General features: G+C 41.5%; 11 protein-coding genes. All 11 read right to left on the reverse strand.

Going from position 1 to position 22,103, the window contains the following annotated elements:
* Window positions 1-160 precede the first annotated feature (160 nt).
* Window positions 161-958 carry a sialate O-acetylesterase gene (locus N5O98_RS18895; RefSeq protein ID WP_004299902.1) on the reverse strand — a complete coding sequence of 266 codons (798 nt, stop codon included), beginning with the start codon at window positions 956-958 and terminating at the stop codon, window positions 161-163.
* A 17-nt stretch (window positions 959-975) separates the two neighbouring features.
* Complete coding sequence (locus N5O98_RS18900) at window positions 976-3,651, reverse strand: glycoside hydrolase family 2 TIM barrel-domain containing protein (protein ID WP_118161271.1); 2,676 nt, start codon at window positions 3,649-3,651, stop codon at window positions 976-978.
* Between the two features lie 19 nt (window positions 3,652-3,670).
* Window positions 3,671-6,028: a glycoside hydrolase family 31 protein gene (locus tag N5O98_RS18905; RefSeq protein WP_118161270.1), complete on the reverse strand. Its 2,358-nt coding sequence runs from the start codon at window positions 6,026-6,028 to the stop codon at window positions 3,671-3,673.
* 8 nt (window positions 6,029-6,036) lie between these two features.
* Window positions 6,037-7,830 carry a glycoside hydrolase family 71/99-like protein gene (locus tag N5O98_RS18910; RefSeq protein WP_022199023.1) on the reverse strand — a complete coding sequence of 598 codons (1,794 nt, stop codon included), beginning with the start codon at window positions 7,828-7,830 and terminating at the stop codon, window positions 6,037-6,039.
* 56 nt (window positions 7,831-7,886) lie between these two features.
* Window positions 7,887-8,900, reverse strand: coding sequence for a DUF6528 family protein (locus tag N5O98_RS18915; protein WP_004310453.1), 1,014 nt, complete (start codon window positions 8,898-8,900; stop codon window positions 7,887-7,889).
* A 57-nt stretch (window positions 8,901-8,957) separates the two neighbouring features.
* Window positions 8,958-10,514: a hypothetical protein gene (locus N5O98_RS18920; protein WP_004310454.1), complete on the reverse strand. Its 1,557-nt coding sequence runs from the start codon at window positions 10,512-10,514 to the stop codon at window positions 8,958-8,960.
* Window positions 10,515-10,903: 389 nt separating this feature from the next.
* Entirely contained in the window at window positions 10,904-12,466 is a 1,563-nt protein-coding gene (locus N5O98_RS18925; RefSeq protein WP_004310455.1) for a hypothetical protein, read from the reverse strand.
* Between the two features lie 28 nt (window positions 12,467-12,494).
* Window positions 12,495-13,106 carry a fasciclin domain-containing protein gene (locus tag N5O98_RS18930; protein WP_004310456.1) on the reverse strand — a complete coding sequence of 204 codons (612 nt, stop codon included), beginning with the start codon at window positions 13,104-13,106 and terminating at the stop codon, window positions 12,495-12,497.
* Between the two features lie 14 nt (window positions 13,107-13,120).
* Window positions 13,121-14,590: a RagB/SusD family nutrient uptake outer membrane protein gene (locus N5O98_RS18935; RefSeq protein ID WP_004310457.1), complete on the reverse strand. Its 1,470-nt coding sequence runs from the start codon at window positions 14,588-14,590 to the stop codon at window positions 13,121-13,123.
* 13 nt (window positions 14,591-14,603) lie between these two features.
* On the reverse strand, window positions 14,604-17,741 hold the full coding sequence (locus tag N5O98_RS18940) for a SusC/RagA family TonB-linked outer membrane protein (RefSeq protein WP_008024528.1): 3,138 nt from the start codon (window positions 17,739-17,741) through the stop codon (window positions 14,604-14,606).
* A gap of 335 nt (window positions 17,742-18,076) precedes the next feature.
* Entirely contained in the window at window positions 18,077-22,102 is a 4,026-nt protein-coding gene (locus N5O98_RS18945; protein WP_004310459.1) for a hybrid sensor histidine kinase/response regulator transcription factor, read from the reverse strand.
* Window position 22,103: the final 1 nt, after the last annotated feature.

The following is a 22,103-nucleotide window of genomic DNA, read 5'->3' on the forward strand; positions in this document are numbered from 1 at the left end:
ATCAACAAAGTTATTAACAGGTTAATTTGCTTATAACAAGACAATTAAGCATATAGACTCCTTTTCTATCAACAAGGCAGTATTTAGTTATTCACCATACAAAAGCCGGCTGATTCATGAGGGATCAGCCGGCTTTTATGTTCCTTCGAAAAAGGGTATCCTATTGATGTTTATAAAACTTCAGTATCTTTTTCGCATAACGTTTTCCTAATAACAGTTGTGCTTCCGTATTAAAATGAGGGTCTTTCTCATCTTTATACCATCCCAATCCTTTCGATGATACCCAATCGGAATAGGGAATAAATGAAGAAACTTTTTTAATCATCTGATTAAAGGGGACTGTACCAGCTTCTCTTTTTGTCCAGTTCCATTGAGAAATCTGTCCTACAACAACCGGTAGATTCGGCATGCCCAGATCTTCCCGCAAGTCTTTCACCAAAGAAATCAGTTTCTGTTTATACGCTTCCGGATTCGAACAATCGGCTTCTCCCTGATGCCAAAGGATTGCTTTCAAAACACCTCCCTGCTTCATTGCAATCCGAACCCGGGAAAGAGCTTCTTCATAATATCCGTCTTTACTCCCTTTTAGCCAGGAGTTGATGGATGAGCCTCCACGCGCATTTACTACCAGTCCGACAGGACGTTTCGTTTGTCGGGCCATCTCTTTAGCAAAGCCGTAAGCCGGTCCCAAACGCTGCATTGACAAATCTTTCCGAACTGTAGAATAACGATTGAGAGGATTTACTGCCGGTTCAAAATTCCCCTTATCATTCAATAGATACACATTTTGGAGGGTATCCATGACTTCCGGAGTTAATGTTGCACGCCCCGCCATGTTGGATTGTCCGATGCATACATACAAGTCAAAAGAAGACGGAACATTCTCCTTTACATTCCCGGCAAAAGCAAATAAAGATTGCAGGAGGAGAAAAGACAGTAAATAAATAGACCTAAGCATATTGACAGTGTTTATGATTAATAGTTTCTATAAATACGGATAGCGTTCAGAATAGGTTCTCCTTCTTTTTTATGAAAGTCAACACTCAATCCTTTTCCATCCTTCACCGTTACTACAAACTTCTTGATAACAGCACGGGCATATCCGTAATCACGAGCTATGTTGAAATCATCCAAAACAGTCGTTCCATTCATTGAAATTCCGAAGCTACGGTTTCCGGCAAACGTCTGTTCCGAGTCAGCTCCCAGATTATAAACCAACGCTTCCCTCTCTTTGTCCGACTCCAATTCTGCCCAGTACAAATATACGGAATATTCTCCATTCGGTACATCAGCTTTAAAAGATTTTATTCCAACACGTTGAGTCTGGAAGATTGGATTCATATCCGTTCCCAGAATGTCAATATCCGAACCAAGCATACTGCCGAATCCTGTTTTACGACGATAAGAAGTTCCGCCTACAAATCCCCAGCTACCGGGCTTATACTCCTGCTCGGGAATCCATGCTACATTTGCTGTACGGTCTTCAAAATATCTCGGAGAACCCAACATTACATTTATTTCCGTAAATGGAATTGCTTCGTCTTTCAACTGTGAGCCTACCAACTGGAACTGAATCCGGAGCATATCCCGCAATTTGCTATCACCAGCCACGGCAACTGCTTCCAGGAGATTCTCCCCACCAACGAACGGTACATCGAACAAAGCATAATTATCTTCCACCTTTTTCTTTCCCAGACTCTTATTGTTCACAAACAGCTCTACTTCTTCCGCATTGGAGAATACAGGAACAGACTGAATACATTCTTTCTGTACAGTATTCACCACTCCCCCACGGCTTTTCCACTCCCGATTACCTATAACAAGTATCGGACGACGCGACAAAGCTGTCTTATAAAACCAATAAACATCCTTCTTCTCCCTGTTTAATCCGACAACTCCTTTATTGTTTACATGAGGAACAGCATCGACACGGGATTCGGAATAAAAATCATTCAGATTCCACAGACTGGAACCGGCAATAAACGGACGTTTCATCATTTCACGGAGATAATGTTTATGATACACCAAACCATATTCCTGTGAGAAGTCGAAACGTTCCGGCTGGTAGGAATGAAGTCCCGGATCTACTCCCGGTCCATATTCCGTAACCATCAACACTTTTCCCTTGTATACCTTATGGGCACGGTCGAGCAAACGTTGAAACTCATTGATATCCGGCTCATACCAGCCTTGATACAGGTTCCACCCCTGAATCATCGGAATTTCGGTCAGATGGGCATCTTCGTAATATTGAGGCATATTATGATAAGCCATCATGGTATATCTTGAAGGATCTTCCTCGCGGATGGTCGCTTCCAAGGCACGGGCTACTTTTTCAGTAAAGCGGTAGTAATCTTCCAATTGCTTGCCTTCGGTATAAGGGCGACGCAGAAAAATCTCATTCATATACCCCCAAATCATAACAGAAGGGCGGTTGAAATCCTGACGTACCATTTCTTTAGCCATCTCAACGGAGTTCTGCAAAAACTCTTCAGTTTCCGTAACAGCATTGACAACGGGGATTTCAACCGAAGTCACAATACCCAGTTTATCACACATTTCCATGATTACAGGATCTTGGGGATAATGTGACACACGCAGGAAGTTCCCTCCCATCTCTTTCAACAACAGTACATCTTGTACATGCAACTCATCGCGCAAGGCATTTCCTTTCTGAAAATAATCCTGATGCCGGGCAGTTCCGATTAGTTTACGTCCTTTGCCATTCAGGAAAAAGCCCTTTTCCGAATCAAATTTAAACCAGCGCAAGCCTAACGGATTCACCACTTCATCCAGCAAAGTACCCTTTTTCTTATCGAGAATACGCGTATATACCATATACCGATAAGGATCGTCTATATCCCACAAACGGGGCGAATCTATTTTTATCTTTTTAGAGATGTCTGTCTTTGTTTCACCGGATGCCAGCTTTATTTCCGCATGAGTCTTTTTCACTTCCTTACTATCCGCATCGCAGATTATATTTTCCACCCTGATTTCTGCAGGTTGGAGTGTATTATTCGTCAGTAATGTAGTAATTTCTACCGAGGCTGCGGAGTTGTTCACTTCGGGTGTACGGATATAAACTCCTGACGAAGCATAATCATTCGTTGCAATGTGTACCGGATTCATAAACTGCAGATAGACATCCCGGTAGATACCGCCAAAGAAAGTAAAATCGGCAGATAAGGGAGGAATATTCGGATTATAGACATTGTTCACATAAATGGCAAACAGGTTTTCCTGTCCATAACGCAAATGGGAAGTGATGTCAAAACAGAAACGGGTATACCCTCCTTTGTGTTCTCCCACGAACTGACCGTTCAGATAAAATCGCACTTCCTGATTGGCTCCTTCAAAATAGATCACTGCCTGACGTCCCTCCTGGCTTTTATCTACAAACAATTGTTTCCGGTACCAAGCCGGTCCCCGATAAAATCCCGGAGTTTCGTCGTCTGCATCTTTATTATTCCATGTATGAGGTATATTGACCGTCTCCCAAGAAGAGTCGTCACAGCCGGCCAGCTGCGCTTCAAACGGAGATCCTTTTGTAAATTTCCATCCGTCGTTGATTGTGTATACCACACGCTGTTGCGCCTGTGCCCATCCCACAATAAACAATAGAATAAAAATATAGAGAAACTTCTTCATAATCGATATATACTTATAATTAAAACTTTATTTTTACTTCTCTACCTGTGTAGACGCACTCTTTGCTATCAAGAGCTGCACCTTCAGGCAGATATAATTTCACATGCATTTTTATTTGTTCCGGCATACCGGGATAAGTTCCCTCACGCAGTCCAATAGTCAATGTCCGTTCCGAATCTTTCCATTGCATCGGCACTTTCGAACATACGCCCTCTTCATAGCGGTAGGAATCACCTTCATCCTCATACCATAAAAAAGCAGCATCCGCTCCTCCATAGATACGCAATTCCAGTTCACGATCGGGATATTCCATCGCATATTGTTTCACTTCTGCCAAAGGCAAGATAGAACCAGCCTTCACATAGAGCGGAAGTATGTCGAGGATATTTGTCTGCATTTGTTCTCTTCCTCCTTCAAAAGCTTCTCCGGTCCAGAAGTCATACCAATATTTACCGCTATGTTCCGGCAGATAAATACAGATGTTCTTTTCTTCCGATTGCGGATGAAATACCGGACGCACCAATAAGGAAGTACCGAACATATAGGCATTATCAATATCAAATGTCCGGGTATCTGTTGTGAAATCCATTGCCAAACCTCTCAACATGGTATAATTATTGGCGGTTACCTGATGGGACATTGAGTAAATGTATGGCAACAGACGGTAACGCAGATAAATATACTTCACTTGATTATCATAAGATAATGTCCCCTCTTCACCGAATTGCCAAATTTCACGCGGCACATTCGTACCGTGAGCACGGAAGATAGGAGTAAATGCGCTAAACTGGAACCAACGGGAATATAACTCTTTATAATCATTACTTTTCAGTCCGTCGGGATATTTTGCATCCCGTTCTGTGACAAAGAATCCTCCCGTATCGGAAGTCCAATACGGAATACCGGACATAGACAAGTTTAAGCCGGCAACCAGTTGTTTGTGCATATTCTCCCATGAAGCCGAAACGTCACCCGACCATACGGCTGTACCATAATGCTGTTGCGAGGCAAAGGCGGAACGAGTTAGGATAAATATACGCTTCTGATCGCTCTCGGCGCGCAGGCGTTGATAGAAGTCCTTTAGCATTTCTAAAGAATAAGTGTTCAGATAACGGTGGAAGCTACCCAGATAAGTATTACCTGCCGATTTGGTCTTTTCTTCCTGCTTCAACTGTGTGAATCCATCCCGGAAAGATGGTTCCGTTGCATCCATCCACCAAGCATCCACACCCATATCATAGAGTCCTTTCTTGAGGTATTGCCAGAAAATATCCCTCGCGACAGGATTGTAGGCATCAAAAACCTTATAACCTGCCCATGTAGGTTCACTAAACAATGCACCGATAGAATCCAAAGACTGATAGACAGCCGTTTCCGGTCCGAATCCGGGCCATACGGAAAGCATAAAATGAACATGGTCCTGTTGATGCAGTTCATCAATAACCTGACGGGGATGATTAAAGTTTGCCGGATGGAAGGTCAGGCTGTTCCAATGAGGTTTGTCTCCCCAATATTCCCAGTCCTGCACAATGTTATCCAACGGAATTCCCCGTTTACGGTATTCTTTAACGACTGCCTTCAATTCATCGAACGACTTATATCGTTCTTTGGACTGCCAGAAGCCATACACCCATTTTCCAAACATCGGCACGTCCCCCGTCAATTCCCGATAACCGGCAAGGACTTCGTCCATATTCTTACCATAGACAAAATAATAGTCGGAGGCATCACCTACTTCGGAAGTAAATGAGTAGCCCTCCTTCGTATCTTCAAACTTCGTAGAAGAATAATTATCCCATAAGACACCATATCCGTTGGTCGAAATAAGGAACGGATTGACAATATCCATATTGGCCTGTAACAGAAGTACAGATTTCCCCCGATAGTTCATGATTCCATTCTGATACTGTCCCAGTCCGTAAATGGCCTCATCCTCGGTAGGAACAAAGCGTTGAGTGACTTCGAGACATTGTTCACCTCCGGCAACCGAACGTTTGAAGTTCCGTGCCTTTCTATCCCCTTTCTCTTTTAGTAATAACTTACCTGTGGATGTTTCCTGAAAAGTGAAAGCCACATCTGCCTTATCAAAAACTACGGAAAGTTCACGGGTGCGAAAGAGTAGCTTCTGTCCCGTATCTTCCCATTTATAATCTTTAAAAGCCGGCTTTTCCGAATCGACCACCAATCTTCTTGTTACCAGTGTATCACCTTCGGGAAAAGACAGAATCCGCACGCACCCCGCCGACATAAACTCAACCCGATATTGAATACTGTCAGATACGAAAGCACATCCCCTGTCATCTTCATGGACCGGAGAGGAACATCCGAAGCAGGATAGTACAGATAAAACTAATAACCAATTATTTAAACTCTTCATCCATGCATTTATTTGACTGTGTAGATCGTATAGCCCAATGACAAATTACGGACTACGACATTTCCTTTTAAATAGAAAGTAGGCATATTGAATCCATTCACGATATTATCCTTATACAATTCTACTTTTGCGCTTTTCCATTCACCCGTGTTGTCGGTACGTATCCGGGACACAATTTTAAACGGCTCTTTCGGTTCGCGCTGTGTAGATGAACGTATAAAAAGAGATTCATTTCCCTTGTCCAGGTATTCAAAATAGAGATACCCTACATAGTTATTCATTTGTAATTTGGAAACCAGCTCTTTGGGCAAAGAGATAGAGAGAGTTTCTTCGGCACTGTAACCACCGGATTTTCGCTTTCCCTGAATCTTCATGTCCGACTCACGCAAACGCATCATCTCAACCGCCAAAGCGGATTTTGCCGTCTTGACATCATTTTCTATTTGTGACAACAAGCCTATTGCCACCGGATAACGTCCCTGGCTAATCAACAATGCTGCCTTATCGAGCGAACGTTGACAAGCGGATACGTCCATCTTCGTCTTTTCCAGGAAACGGGCTTCTTTTCGCAGCCGGAAAAGCATTAAAGGTAAGGTTAATCCACGCTCGTCCGCCTGTTCGTCTTTGAATTCCGCCGCATACTTTAAAGTCGTATGTAGTTCACGGTCACCGTTTTCAATGGTCGGCTCTATTTCGTGTCCTTCGGTATAGTCACTCCACGAAGCGATAAACATCATGTCCAGGCTGTCCTTCTCTGCCATACAGAACTTCCACATACTTTGATAAGTTTCTCCATTGTTACGTGGGATATAATAGAAGTGTCCACGTCCCCAGCCCGCACATCCCCGGTTATCCATTCCCGGCATGGCAAATCCCGACTTAATGGTATAAGCAGGATTGTTACTATGCCAAATTGAATCACGGAAAGGTTTCATAAACTCAATAACATCATCCTGAGTGGCGTAATTATCCCATTCGGCATGTGCCTGATCTCTTGTACGGACACGGGCAGGAAGCCATGCAGTCGGTATTTCTCCCACTTCTTTCCAGGTATCCATTTCATCGCTACGAGTGACGGGGATATATTTATCATTTTCCAGTTTTCCCCAATCTGCCCAACGGCGTAAAGCAACCGGCTGCTTCATTCCTTGCGGTAACTTCGCCAATGATAATACTTTCTTATATTCATCCACTTTCGCTCCGGGACCGAAATGATAAAAAACAGGCATTCCCTTCACCATAGGAGCTGTAGGACCGGTAAAGACGCTATCCACCAGATATTGGTAACATTTGGCCATGTATTCGGTCTTTGCCTCACGGGTGTTAACTTCCGGATAAATCTTCGTAATCCAGTCATAATATAACCAACCGTCGCACCAGTTTACGCCGATTTCAAAGTCATACTTTGCTGCCACTTTCTGCATCTCACGCAGCAAGATGTCATTTTCGTGAGGCTTGAACCCCCATTCGATAAAGAATCCATCTATCTTAGCCGCTTTTGCCGACAATATCTGATATTCGATATAATCGGGATCGAGATTGGACTGCATTCCGACTTGGGGATAAGCCACTGCCGCTATCTCATGCCGTCCTTCGCTGTCTATCAGGTCGGCATTATAACACAGCGACTTTCTTCCGGTACTTGATTTTTCCGTATTGGCATACATCTCCCAACGCCCCAGCTTTCCGTCATGCTGCCGGGTATAGCGCACTCCGTGAAAGTCGGCATACACTTTCTTTCCATTCTGCGCCAAGGCCGGTAATGCGATAGATACCAATAAAAAAAGAAGAAGTTTCCTCATTGTTCCAAACTTAATTATTCAACTTATGTACTTAATCAATCTTCCACCATACTTAATCAGTCCTCACTCAACACGAAATCATGCTTTTCCGGATAACTGAAAAGATTGTCTATCATCCAACGGCCTTTATAAATCTTGGCTCCGTCCATTTTGAAAAGTTCTTCTCCCTTCTCATTTACAAGTCCTTCTGCCCACCATTCTTCAGTCGGTTTCAGCATCAGGATTCCGTCCGGTCCGTTGCAGATGCTTTTTATATCGGCTATGCTGTAAACTTTCTCGCAAGTAGGTTCAGTAGAGTCATTAGTCGTAGCGTCGGTAACTCCAGTCAAATCAAACTTATAGACAGCCGAAGCAGCAGTAAGCCATAATTTATCTTCTTCACCATATACCGGGAACAAATCATGCCCACCCGATTCATTGCTGAATGTATAAAGGGTAGTCTGATTTATTAACTTGGGATTACTCCGGTTGCCATCGTACTTAAAACGGAATAATGCAGTCACTCCCTCTTTTTTGGTAGCTGTAGCATAAAGATACGATCTTTTCTTATCCCAAACAACATTATGCGCATTACCCAACTTCACCGTATTAGCTTTTGCTCCCAATACCTTAACCGTGTCAACCACAAAGGTATTGATTTCACCGGATTTAGATTCTGCCGTCACGATATTTCCATCGGGCAATACCTCCGCAGAGTGGGGATTCTGTCCGCAATTTGCGTAGAACATTAATTTATGATCGGACAAACGGATTAAAGCCACAGCTCCGCCGGAGGCAGTCATCAAGATATAGCGTCTATTGAAAACCGGTTTTACTTCACTCGGATTAACAAACCAACCCTGCTGTGCAGCAGGAACACAGGCAGTATAAGGATCCCAACTCCAAATATTGCGGTGCGTCTCCGCATCTCTGATGACAATAGCCCGTCTGGATTGTTCCGCCAGTACATAAGCCTTTTCCGGAAGTTGAAAGATTTCATTTTTTACTACAGGAGCGGCATCATCATCGGAACATGCTCCCAAAGCTATATTAAATCCTAAAAGGATTGCAAATAAACTAAACTTCTTCATGGTCATAACTATTTTAATTCTAAATATTCAATTTGTCTATTTAAAGTTTCCGTCAATCTATTGAACCGATTTTGTATCGTAATAATCGATCAATGAATGAACTGAAAGATTCAACTGCCGCATCTGCGACAGAAAAGATTCATAAGGTTCGTATTCGATGGAAACCACTCCTTTATTAGAAGCTTTTCCGTTAGAATCGTAACCATCATTATACTCAAAATGTACCCAGCCCACACAGTTATGAGTTTCAAGCAAACGAAGACAGAAGTTCTGATAAAACTCACCTCTATTTTTTTGTGTATGCACCAGCCAGCCACCTCCTTCAGTATTAGCATATCCAGTTCCTTGATAACTGGCATCTTCCGCTTTTATATAGAATTCTGAAACTAAAAAAGGTTTCGCTCCACACCAGATTTTCAGGTTTGCCAAGAAATCTGCCTCCGGTTGCCAACGTGCATAATAGTTGACGGAAACAAGATCGCAATAACGAGCACACGCTTCCACCACTTTCTGATTATATTTACTCCAATCATGCAGACGTGTTCCCAATATCAAATGCTCTTTATCATATCGTCTGACGGTAGCGGTGGTCAACTGATAATAATAATCAGCAACCATCCCCCGGAAGTCTTCCTGATTTTTCTTGGTTATCACTCCGGTAGAAGCTATACCGTTATCCCGCATAAACTTTTCGGCATACTCACGAGCAGCTTTATAGCGTTCGGGCAAAGACAAGAAATGTTTCAGATCAATTCCTCGCAAAGGGTCAGCATTCTGATAACTGGCAAATGGCAATTCATTGTCAAGATAGAAACCTATAAAATGCCGGTCACCGGCAAATAAAGCTGACTTTTCTTGTACGAGACGATCTATGTACGTAGCAAATGTGGGTTCAAAAAGAAGAACTAAGCGATTATATTTGTCATCATCAAACGCGTAGCCCAAATTCTTACTCATATCCCACATAAAGGTACGAAGCAGATACAGATTCTCTGCATAAGCAATCTTTTGCGTCTTAGGGGTCAACAAGTTACCACGTACTGCAGCAGGAAATACTTCAATACGGTTCGAGCCATACGAAATATAGTTTATATGATTGTCTGCTAACAGTCTGCCAGTCTCTTCACTCCATCGCGCCTCACTACCGTATCGAGTACCGAAAGCCTTCTTATGAGCAGTAGATTCTCCCGGACGAACATGCTGAATTCCATGAATGATAACAGCTCCATTATCCGGATCGAGCAAATAAGAACGACCTCCACAATTAGCCACTCGGAAAAAGCCTTCTTTTCCAACCACAGATGAAGGTTGTAAACCGATTCGTCCTCCCCATGCAGTCCGGCTATAATCCGAAGAGGGAGTATACCAATTCATATTATCAATGGTACGTGTTTCCCTTGAATCTGCCGTTGTCCATGCCTGGAAAGTTCCGTTCTGCCACTTCCGGTATTCTACATTCATAAAAGTATATTCATCTTTTTCCAAAGGAGTATCTTCTCCTTCCGGTTTCAAAGGTTCTATTTCGTTGGAAGAGGAGGAACAGCTAAACGTCAACTGCATCAGTCCGACCAAAGATAAAAAGAGGAAATACCTATATATTATATGTTTTCTCATATTACTTTCAGCTACTGCACATTATTACTTAACCATCGTATTTGTTATCAGTCGCATCTTTCGTATACTCTATCTACGGTTCACCGGGATAGCTGTTACTAACTCTCGCGTTGGCTATTAATAGAAAAGTTATTCTCTACAAGGAGAGAACTTCCTTCCCCCTTGTTGCAAACTTCTTTTATCCTTATTATAAACTATAAACGCAAGCTTTGTTTTTATAATTGCAAGTTTTGTTTTTATAAACGCAACTTGCATTTATAAAAACGGAAGCTTCATTTATAGTTTGTATCGGACAGAGAGCAACTTTACTCCTAATGAAAGGGAAGTTTAGTCTTAATAGAAAAGAAGTTTTCTATTAAGACTTCAGGCGGTAGGTAATACTACCCTGCTTACTTCTTCTTAGGGAATTTGATTTCAACAGTTAATACACGAGCTGTTGTATCTCCGGGCTTCAGTACACCTTCACCAATAGATGGTGTCATACTAATGATTTTCATCACTCCGATTCTGTTTCCACCTGCTGCAGAAGTCGATGCTGTTTTAAAGGCAATAATATCTCCCTCCGCTATAGGAATCAGTTCTTCTTTCACAATCAAACTAGCTGATATTTCAGAAGCTATAGAAGTAACTGTTGCATTATCATAATCAAAGCCGGAAAGTTTAGCTATCATAGTCTTATTCTTCACAGCCGCGGTGTTCAAAGATACCCCACCGGAGCCTGTATATTCATTTGTTTTTGTAGCATTTATAGAATACAGACGAGGCTCTGAAGGAACGTCCTTACCTTTTCCCATACAATAGAATTTCAAATCAACATTCTTCGCATTATCCGCACTAGCTAATGCATAATCAACAGAATACGTTTTTAAATCTTTGAAAGATAACAAACCATAAGCATCCGGATATTTTTCGTGCGCACTATTAGCAAAAGTCTTACTAGATATATTCACTGTGGCAACATCCATATTTACATATGCTTTCACAGTTCCGACAGCTTCTTTTCCCACTCTCCCATCAGAAACCACCACTTTAATTTGAGACGTAGTTTCAGTAAAATCAATTTCCGGAGTGTAATCCAATTGTTTCTCACCATTCTTCTGTTCCCGTAAGACTTCGATTTCCTGTCCGTTTTCAATACGGTAAATAATTACTTCGTGAACTCCTCGTACAGATTCGACCTTCACCGGCACTCCCTGTTTTGCATCTGTTGTAGCAAAAATAGGCAATTCAGGCAAAGTCAATACAGGTATTGGCACTGTTCTATATTCCACAGGTAAAGTTGAAATGGTCACATTATCATATATATCCACTGCTTTTACTTTGAAACCTTTATCGCCTTCTTTGTAATTAATCATCTCGTCATACGAGAAATCCTTTTTGCCATTCAGTTCCACACTTCCTTTTGATTCCTGTCCGGTGGCAGATACCAAATACACTTCCACAACCTTCAAGCCGGCTTCCGAAACAACTTCGAAAGTAGTACGGGGAATTACCGGATTTTCATCCATCTCATCATATACAATCTCTTCCGGATCGAATGTAATGACAGGACGTGCCATTACATCGGTAACAGCAATTGGTAAAGTCCCACTCGTAACATGATTCAGTTTATCTGTAGCTTCAATGATAAAAGCTTCATAATTTGCATTGTACTCCAAGTTTTCAGACAAGCTATACGAGTTGGGATTGAAAAAGTCGGTTACAGTTTTATATTCTGTCACTCCCTCCACCGTCTGCAATTTCATTGTCACGCTCTGAAGCCCTGCCTGTGATTTAATAACAGCCACTACCGGCAGATTGTCTACTTTATTCAAATCAACGTCCAGCTGCTCCATAGGAAAATTAATCACAGGAGCCGCTGCATTAGGATCCAATCCATCATTATCGTCGCCACAGGCAGCAAAGCCCAAGCAAAGTCCTAATATTAATAAGGTATATATTTTACGAATCATAATTAGTTCTCTTTTTAATTAACTGTGGTTATTTGGAATATTTGCAATAGTTCTCAAATATATGAATCACACCGTTTGTCGGCAGAATATTGCTAGTCTTAGCTTGTCGTTGCGGAGATTTTCCGTTGCTTCCGGTCTGATTCACCAGAATCTTACCTACTGCAGCCTGCCATGGATTTTTCCAAACAGACATTGTCATCAATCCAGTCTCACCTTTCAGCATAGTTAAGACGAACATCGGTTCTACCTGCAATTGCCCATAAGAACTATATTCTCCATCTACAATATGATAAAGCAACATATTCTTCACCTTTTCTTTATCACAATCTGTAATGGAAGCTACGCCTGCAAATTCATTCTCCCGATAAAGCTGCATACCGGCATTATTCAAAGCCAGAAAAGTATATTTATTATCAGTCTGGGTATAATAGTCCTTTAAGCCTGTATATTCAATAGCTGCTATCAACTCCGAGAACATATCTTTGTGATCCTGAAAATATTCCCACGCTGTCACTTTTACATACGGATCATCCACCGAAGGCTCATAATCATAGTTCTTTTGCAAGTCCAGATCACAACCGGTCAATGCCAAAATTGTCCAACAAAAGAAAAGAGTCTTATATAATATTGTCTTTTTCATTGCTTCTACCTTTTTTAGTTGTTAGTATTACCATAATACGTATTCTGCACAATCTTCGGATTTTCCAAGATATGTGAATAGTGGATCGGGAAAAGTTCATTGCCATCCTGCTCCATTCCGTTAATAGGTTTCATCACTTCCTTCCACTTTTCGGTACGCAGTAAATCAAACCAACGGCGTCCTTCGCCAGCTAACTCCACCTGACGTTCACGCAAGATATAATTGACTACCTCTTCTTCTGAAGCAAAATCATTTTCAGTCAGTGTATTCAATCCGGCACGGTCACGTACAGTTTTTACTAAATCCAAAGCTTCCCCCCATTTTCCCTGATGAGCACGAGCTTCAGCTTGCAACAACATCATATCTGTGTAACGATAGATTGGATAGGCTACTTCGCATGTCTTATTCAAAGAGTTACTGATGTCACCTGCCATATATTTACGCAATTCATTTCCATTTTGGTAATTCTTCACCGTATAATCTTTGCGTAAATCACCTTTCATATCCTTTTCATCAAAGATACTCATAAACTTATCAGACATGACTGCCGCACGATTCCCTGAACCGGAAAACCATTGATACATGTAACTGTAACCATTCGTGCCGACTTCATCCATGTTGAAATGAACAAGGAAAATAAACTCTCTGGAGTTATATTCATCATTTTCCGGTGTATCATCAGAAGGTTTATTAGTCAGCTCTTCCGTAAACATGGTATGCCAAGTAGCAATGTTAGGTTCGAAGTCTACAAAACGACCGCCCTTTTTAGAAGCGATAGTCGCCATCTTATCGATGGTCTGGTCGGCCAGATTATATTCTTTAGCCCACATATAAGCATCCGCCATGATGGCCCATACGCCACAGATAGAAATGCGTTTGCGTTCGTAATTCTTGTTACGGTTAATCAGGCTTTCCGCTTTCTTCAGGTCCGGAAGAATGACATGTTCCAAAATGTAGTTTTTATCCGTACGCTCTTTGTAGATGGCTTCCGAATACTTTTCAGTAGGTTCTGTAAACAAAGGTACGTCTCCCCAAACACGGATAGCATAGAAGTAGGCCAAAGCACGCAATGCATAAGCTTGTCCGAGATAGTCATTTCGGTCTGCCACATCAGGCATACTGATATTAGGAACATATTTAATAGCCAGATTTGCCTGGTTAATCATCTGATACAGAGTCGTCCACTTTGCACATTTCTCATCCGTAGACATTAGGTTGTTGATAACACGTGCCTGATCGGCCATTACCGGTGCTCCGGGAGCTACATTATCCGAACGGAACTCCCCCCAATAGAAATAGTTCTCCCGTAAAGTGGAACGTAACAATCCATAGATTTCATTTATACCTGCCTTAGCGTCACGGGCAGTCTGCCACATGTCACCTGCCGGAATTTCACTTACCGGTTCCTCATTCAGAAAGTCTGAACAGCTATTCAACGATAGAGCCAGGCATACAGCTCCAACAAAATATTTTATATTCTTCATACGATATCTTCAATTAAAAGTTTGCAGAAAAACCAATACCATATTCTCTCTTTCTCGGATAACGGTAAGAGTCTTTACCTACCTGCAGAGGATTGTTGGTAGAGAATTCAGGATCGAATCCCGAATAGTTGGTCCATGTCAAGGCGTTGTTTACAAAAGCGTAGATATTTATATTCTTCAACATCAGCTTCTTTATCCAGTTTTCAGGAAGATCGTATGCTACACGTATGTTCTGCAAACGAATAAAGGAAGCATCTTCCAGATAGAACGAGTTACCCATACGGGCATTGTTGTAATCATCATTATACGGACGCGGATAGATTGCCTGGTCACCCGGATGCAACCACATATTATGGATGACTTCCGGTGAAGGAGTAGTTCCGGTGTATTTGAACATATTACGATTATGTTCGGCTGCATTATAAATCTGTCCTCCCAATGAATAATAGAATCCTAAGTATAAACTCAAATTCTTCCAAGTCACCGTTGTATTCAAACCACCGGTTACATCAGGCATGGCATTACCGATCACCATACGGTCATTATCATCAATCACACCATCACGGGTTCCTTCCGGTTCTTCCCAGTTGTAATCTCCACCACGGAACGGTTTGCCGTTCGGCAACGTCTTCTGACGAATATTACCTGTATATTCTTTTCCATCCAACAAATATTTGTACTGGAATACACCATTCTCAAACACCGGAGTCAGTTGTTCCCATTTATCAGTGAAAGCATTCGATTCGTCGTATGCAAAGACACCGGCGCTTTTAAATCCGTAGAAGTCACCCACACGGCCACCTTCCTTCATCCACCAGATATCACCTTCCATATATGCCTTACCTTCAGACAGCTTCTCAATACGGTTGATGTTTCTGGAGATATTGAAAGAAGCATTCCACTTCCAGTCCTTCGTGCGGATAATATCACCGGTAACAGCTATTTCAAAGCCTCGGTTACTCATTTCACCGACATTGGTTTTCATATATGCAAAACCGGATTCTTTAGGCAATTGGTAGTTTGCCAGCAAACCGTCTGTATATTTATCGTAATAATCGGCAGTGACTGTCAAACGGCTATTCCAGAAATTCAAGTCCAGACCAAGGTTGAATTGTTTAGTTTCCTCCCATTTCAGATTGTCTTTACCGATACGAGTCGGAATAACGCCACCCACTCCGTCATAAATAGAATTCGGAGAATAAGAGTAGATATAGTCGTAGTTGCCGATTGCTTCGTTACCCGTGATACCGAAACTTGCACGGATCTTACCATCTTCGAGAAACTTTTTCGAAAATTTCATGAATTTCTCATCCGAGAAGCGCCATCCCACAGATACGGAAGGGAAATTACCCCATTTGTTCTCTTTGGCAAAACGAGAAGAACCGTCACGACGCATAATGGCATTGAGCAAATATCTTCCTTTATAATCATAAGTCACACGGGCAAAAATGGAAGCCATAGAGTGATTGCTTAATGTGGAGCCTGTAGATGACAAATCCAGGTTTGCGGCAAAAGCATTCATTGTATAGATAAAATCTGTAGACGAGTTTATCCCCACAAATGTTTCGTTTTCATAACGCCACTGCTGTGCACTAACACCTACCATGGCCGTAAAATTATGATCTTTTATTTTGCGTGCATAAGTAAGGATGTCTTCATTCATCCAGTTCCAGTTCAGGTAATTATAAGAATAACCTTTATTCTGTTTCTGCCATTCATCGGTGATAAGACTCGGTTCGAGTTTTTTGCGTTTATCCAGATAGAAGTTGGCATTAATATTAGCTCTAAACTTCAAATACTTGTTGAATTTGATTTCAAAGAACTGGAAGAAGTTAGCCTTATAAGAATCAGTAAAGTCGGTGGTATAATTGACCTGCGCAATAGGGTTCTTCTGACCGTTAAACACTCCGACCAAAGAGCCATCCGGATAATAAGTATTGAAATAAGGACGACGAGTCAACACTGCGCTCAATAAAGTACCTTCATTCAGACCTTTCTTTTTAGAATAAGTCAAAGAAATACGGCTACCCATATTCATCCAGTCTGTCGGTGAATAATCGGAGTTGATACGAGTATTTAATCTCTGGAAACCTGTATTGGAAATAATACCTTTCTCATTATAATAACCGGTATTGATGAAATATTTCAGTTTCTTTGTACCACCACCTACACTGATATCCACCTGATCTTTTTGTGCAGTGCTTGTAATCATGTCCAGATAATCGTTATCCACATTAAAGAAAGAGTTCAACGGATCATTCAGTATATCACTACTTTCATCCGGATTACCTCCGCCGTATGTTTCAAAATACTCTTTACGATACTGGTCGTACAACAAACGTTCTTTACGGTTTGCTTGTGGAACCTTGTGAGACAATGTACCCCACGAGTGATTATACTTGATATCAATACGGGCTTTACCTTCCTGCCCACTTTTAGTAGTGATAATAATCACACCGTTCGCCGAACGGGAACCGTAGATAGCTGCAGAAGCGGCATCCTTCAAAATTTCCATAGAAGTAATATCATTGGTATTGATACCATCGATACTTTCCAAAGGAACACCGTCTACAATATAAAGAGGAGTCACACCTTCAGCGGAGAAAGTGGAAGTACCACGAATTTTGATAGAAGAAGATTCACCGGGCTGTCCGGAACCGGATACCACCTGTACACCGGCAGTAGTACCCTGCAATGCTTCAAAAACATTGGTAGCCATTTTTTGCTCAATGGCCTCGCTTGAGATGGAAGTAATAGCTCCTGTTACATCACGCTTTTTCATCGTACCGTAACCCACTACCACTACTTCGTCCAATAGCTTAGAGTTCTCTTCAAGCGTAATATTCATTGTTTTATCTTTCACTACCACATCTTTAGGGGTATATCCCATGAATGATACAGTCAAAGTAACTCCCTTCTTCGAAACATTCAATGAGAAATTACCATCTAAATCTGTAATTGTTCCATTAGATGTTCCCTTCTCCATCACATTGGCGCCAGGCAAAGGAAATCCTGTTTTATCCACAATAACTCCCTTCACTGCAAACCCGCCTTGAGCATAAGCCGGATTGACAAGGAAAAAGAGACTCAAGGAAATCAAAAGGAACGACTGAAGCAACCGCACTTTTGTCCTACTCTGCAAATTTTTCATAACTAGAATAAAATTAAATTGGTTAATTATCAAGGTTTTACTCACTACTTAATTAATTGGGGAAAATATATTGATTCTCTCCAATAAGATGTTATCTTTTATTTATTATATGGATATTTGTCTTTCATAATACTACACAATAATTATTATATTAGAATAAAGATTACACAGCACCCGGTCTACCAAATGAAAGTGTGTGCGGACACACCTAACCAAAGAAAACTCAAGTACAAGCTGGCATTATCCAACGCCACAAAAGTATCACATTTGAATATATTGCACCCTATCGAATTGTTCGTTTTATCTAGTCTAAAAATTCAGATGACTTATTTTAATCACTTCACAGAGGGTTCGGAGGAGGTATTATGAGCTTTTCGGTATTGCGTAGGAGCAATATCAAAAAGTTCTTTAAAGCATTTATTGAAGTATTGAGGATTTCCAAATCCTAACCGGTAAGCAATATCCGATATATTCATTTCCGGAGAATTCTGCAGAAAATATGCCGCTTTTTTCAGACGCAGATTCATGATAAAATTATTTGGCGTACTTCCCGTGATACCTTTTATCTTCTGGAATAAGACAGTACGTCCCACCCCCATCTCACGTGAGAAGACATCTACACTGAATTCGGGATTTTCCATATTATCTTCCACTACCTGCGTCGCTTGTTCGATAAACCTCTGATCGAGTTCATTCGTTGCAATCTTCTCCGCTTTGCTATCCAGCTGATGGGCATATTTATTCTGTAAAAGTCTGCGGGTATTAATCAGATTATTGCATTGCATCACCAGCCGCCGCATATTAAATGGCTTCACCACATAAATATCCGCTCCAATTCTCAATCCTTCCAACTCACGTTCGGGCGCACTAAGGGCAGTCAGAAGAACGACAGGTATATGACAAGTTTCAATATTGTTCTTAATTTTGGCACACAATTCCGTTCCAGGCATTCCGGGCATCATAATATCCGAAATAACCAGATCAGGTTGCATCATCTTTACTTTCTCATACCCTTCCTCACCATCACTTGCAGTTTCAACCGTGTACAATGGAGAAAAGATATCTACAAGGATATTTCTGATTTCTTCATTATCATCAATAACCAACAGCTTGCAGTCAGTAGTCCCACTCTCACTTTGAGCCGACTGTACCTCCTTAACCAATAGTTCTTTATCTTCCGAATAATAAATATATTCCTTATCCTGCTCCGGTTCAATCCGGGAAACAGAAGAATCAAAGTGAGCATCTCCTTTCTTCAGAGTGACCTTAAAGCATGAACCTTTCCCCAACTGGCTTTCTACAGTTATATCTCCCTGATGAGCTTTCACAATCCCCTGACTTAAAGCCAGCCCGATACCCGTTCCTCCATACTGTCCGATATTCTCGGCCTGATAGAACCGCTCGAATATCTTCACGTAATCTTCCTCGGATATTCCTGCCCCATTGTCTGAAACGGAAAACATACATTCATCCGCTCCATCAGCCAATTCCATACTGATACTTCCACCGTCTGAAGTATATTTAAAAGCATTCGACAGCAGGTTATTAACCACTTTCTGCAATTGCATACGATCTCCCCACACGAGGCATTGCTCACAGTCAGCATGCAAAACAAACGAAATATTCCTGTTAGCTGCCAATTCTTTGAACAATACATAATGCTCTTTGAGTAAAGAATATAAATCAAATTGAGAAACTTTCAGTTTCAAAAGTCCCTGCTCCTGTTTCCGGAAATCAAGCAACTCCGTTATCAATGATTTCAGGTTACCGGCATTTTTATGTATATTCAGTAATTTCGAATAAGCATACGTAGACAACTTACCGGAATTCAACAACAGATCAACCTGCCCCAGGATAAGGGTAATAGGGGTTCTGATTTCATGTGAGATATTAGTGAAGAAACGCAGTTTGGATTGGTTCATTTCTTCAATATATTGTTTCTCACGAAGTTCAAAGTCCAACGAGGTTTTCAAGAACAGCCGAATTCTATATTCTCTCACTACAAAGAATAGAATCGTCAGAATCACACACACATAAATTGTATAAGCCCACCAGGTGGCATAAAAAGGTGGTGTGATCGTTATATGAAGAGATCTGATTACTTCCGGAAAGTTCTTCAATCTGATCTCAAAAACATAATCGCCCGGAGATATATTTGTATAGGTAATATCATTCCCCAAACGATTCTCACTCCATTCGTCATTAGAACCTATCAACCGGTATTCTACCTCACCACCGCCAATATGCAGAAAGTTATCTGTCGAGAAACCGATAGAAAACACATTCTGCAAATAATTCAATTTAATCCGGTCGGTATAGGCAAAGGACTTATTTAGGATGCCGGTTTGATCGCCTGTGGTAATCTCTTTATTATTGACATACAAATGAGCCAACTCCAAATCATATATTTTCGGAGGATAGGACAAACTACTTTCACGAATGGCAACCAGTCCGGTAGCTCCTCCCATATAAATATCATGATTGCGGGATACATGCATGGATTTCCTATTGACAAGAGTCAGCGGAAATCCTGTTTTAGAATTGAAGTTTATCACTTTCCCGTCTTTCTGTTCTAACACAGACAATCCATGTCCGGTACCAATCAATAAATTCCCGGAAGGAGTTTCGCCCAACACTCTGATATTTTCTCCCGACAATACGCTTTCAGGAGTATGTAAACGAAACAATCGCTCTTTCTTATCCAACAAGAAAAGCCCGTTGCCATGTGTTCCGACCCAAATGTTTCCCTTTCGATCTTCATAGATGACATTGACCAGCTCTTTTTGAGATCTGACCTGCTTCTTCAGACTTATCCTATACGTTTCAAACCGCCCTTCATCAATCACATAAGCTACACAACCATCATCGGAAGCAAACCATAGCCGGTTTTTCGAATCAAGCAACAAAGTGTTATAATTATGTGTAAACAACTCCTTTTGATGAAACAACACTTCAGTTTTTAAGGCCTGTTTATCCAGACTAACAACTGCAGATGTTGTACCTACATACAATTTACGAGGAGTGTCGGCCAAGGCAAACAGAGCTTCTCCCACACTTTCCTCTCCGAGCGGTTCGAGGTCATATATATCATTCCGATAGTTATCAAGATGAAAACAGTTGACCTTGTTTGTAAAGTCAGCAGCAATCCACAAGCAGTTATTAGCCTCATCAAAAACGACATCTTTCAGATAATCCGTACTAAAATGATATCCGGTATGCGCATTAAAATGTTTGAATGTTCCTTGTTCCGGTTGATATAAATCCAGTCCTCCACCTTCTGTGCAAATCCATATATTTCCGGATTTATCTTCTGCCATAGCACCCACCACCGGAAAAGACAATCCGGTATCCGAAGCATGATAATGTACAAAATGTTGATATTCCGGTGAGAAGAAGTTCACGCCGCCCCAATAGGTCCCCACCCAGACAGTTCCTTGTTTGTCCGTATAAAGAGAAGTCACCGAACGATTGGACATAGCCCCCACCCGGTTAGGATCCGCCTGATAATGAAATATTTTCCCGGTAGCCACCTCAATCTTACTCAATCCGCTTCTGTAACCTACCCATATATTCCCTTCCAAATCCTGACATAGCGCTCTTGCCATATCATCCCGGACCGTGTAAACACTCTTGTTGTTATAATCATAATGATGTATGACTGCACCTTGAGGTGAAAAACAGAAAACACCATGATCCTGCGAACCAACCCAAATATTCTGATCGTTACTTTTTATCAGTTTCATCACCTTGATTCCGGGCAAATAAAGCGACATCGATCCACAAGTATCCACACGCATCACCCCGCCATCTTTCAAAGCAACCCAAAGATTTCCTTCCGAACCTTCTACCATTGTCGGCCCGGTGTCCGGCAAATGTACCTCCGCATACATGGGTTTCACGGAACGGGTATTCTTATCATATAAGAAGAGTTTTCCCCCTTCTGCAATCCACACTCCCAACTTTCCTTTGGCAAGAGTGGAAGGAGAAGGCACCGGAAGAATATAATATTTCTCCGTTTCAAGGTCGAACTGGAAAAGTCCCGTAGAGGTCAAGAGAAAAAGACTCCCCTGGCCGTCCTCCACCATCTGGGTGACATATAGATTACCATAACTGATGGAATCGTTATGAAAATGATTAAAGACTTTGATATGATTGCCATCGAAACAATTCAGACCATCCAGTGTGGCAATCCATATACGCGACTTCTCATCCTGGCAAATATCGCTCACCGTTATTTGCGACAATCCATCCTCCACACCCAATGTTCTGAACTTATATTCCTGTGATTGAAGAGGAGATATAAATCCTAAAAGAGATAACAGAATAAGAAAATGGATCTTAGATAGTTTTTGTCCGCGCATA

Origin of the sequence: Bacteroides sp. LFL-34, assembly GCF_027257075.1 — a bacterium.
Lineage (GTDB): Bacteria > Bacteroidota > Bacteroidia > Bacteroidales > Bacteroidaceae > Bacteroides > Bacteroides ovatus.

What these genes read in the sequence shown, in the direction of transcription:
- N5O98_RS18920 (WP_004310454.1), bottom strand. Translation starts at nt 10,514, where the DNA reads ATGAGAAAACATATAATATATAGGTATTTCCTCTTTTTATCTTTGGTC.
- N5O98_RS18925 (WP_004310455.1), bottom strand. Translation starts at nt 12,466, where the DNA reads ATGATTCGTAAAATATATACCTTATTAATATTAGGACTTTGCTTGGGC.
- N5O98_RS18910 (WP_022199023.1), bottom strand. Translation starts at nt 7,830, where the DNA reads ATGAGGAAACTTCTTCTTTTTTTATTGGTATCTATCGCATTACCGGCC.
- N5O98_RS18940 (WP_008024528.1), bottom strand. Translation starts at nt 17,741, where the DNA reads ATGAAAAATTTGCAGAGTAGGACAAAAGTGCGGTTGCTTCAGTCGTTC.
- N5O98_RS18895 (WP_004299902.1), bottom strand. Translation starts at nt 958, where the DNA reads ATGCTTAGGTCTATTTATTTACTGTCTTTTCTCCTCCTGCAATCTTTA.
- N5O98_RS18915 (WP_004310453.1), bottom strand. Translation starts at nt 8,900, where the DNA reads ATGAAGAAGTTTAGTTTATTTGCAATCCTTTTAGGATTTAATATAGCT.
- N5O98_RS18945 (WP_004310459.1), bottom strand. Translation starts at nt 22,102, where the DNA reads ATGCGCGGACAAAAACTATCTAAGATCCATTTTCTTATTCTGTTATCT.
- N5O98_RS18905 (WP_118161270.1), bottom strand. Translation starts at nt 6,028, where the DNA reads ATGAAGAGTTTAAATAATTGGTTATTAGTTTTATCTGTACTATCCTGC.
- N5O98_RS18900 (WP_118161271.1), bottom strand. Translation starts at nt 3,651, where the DNA reads ATGAAGAAGTTTCTCTATATTTTTATTCTATTGTTTATTGTGGGATGG.
- N5O98_RS18930 (WP_004310456.1), bottom strand. Translation starts at nt 13,106, where the DNA reads ATGAAAAAGACAATATTATATAAGACTCTTTTCTTTTGTTGGACAATT.
- N5O98_RS18935 (WP_004310457.1), bottom strand. Translation starts at nt 14,590, where the DNA reads ATGAAGAATATAAAATATTTTGTTGGAGCTGTATGCCTGGCTCTATCG.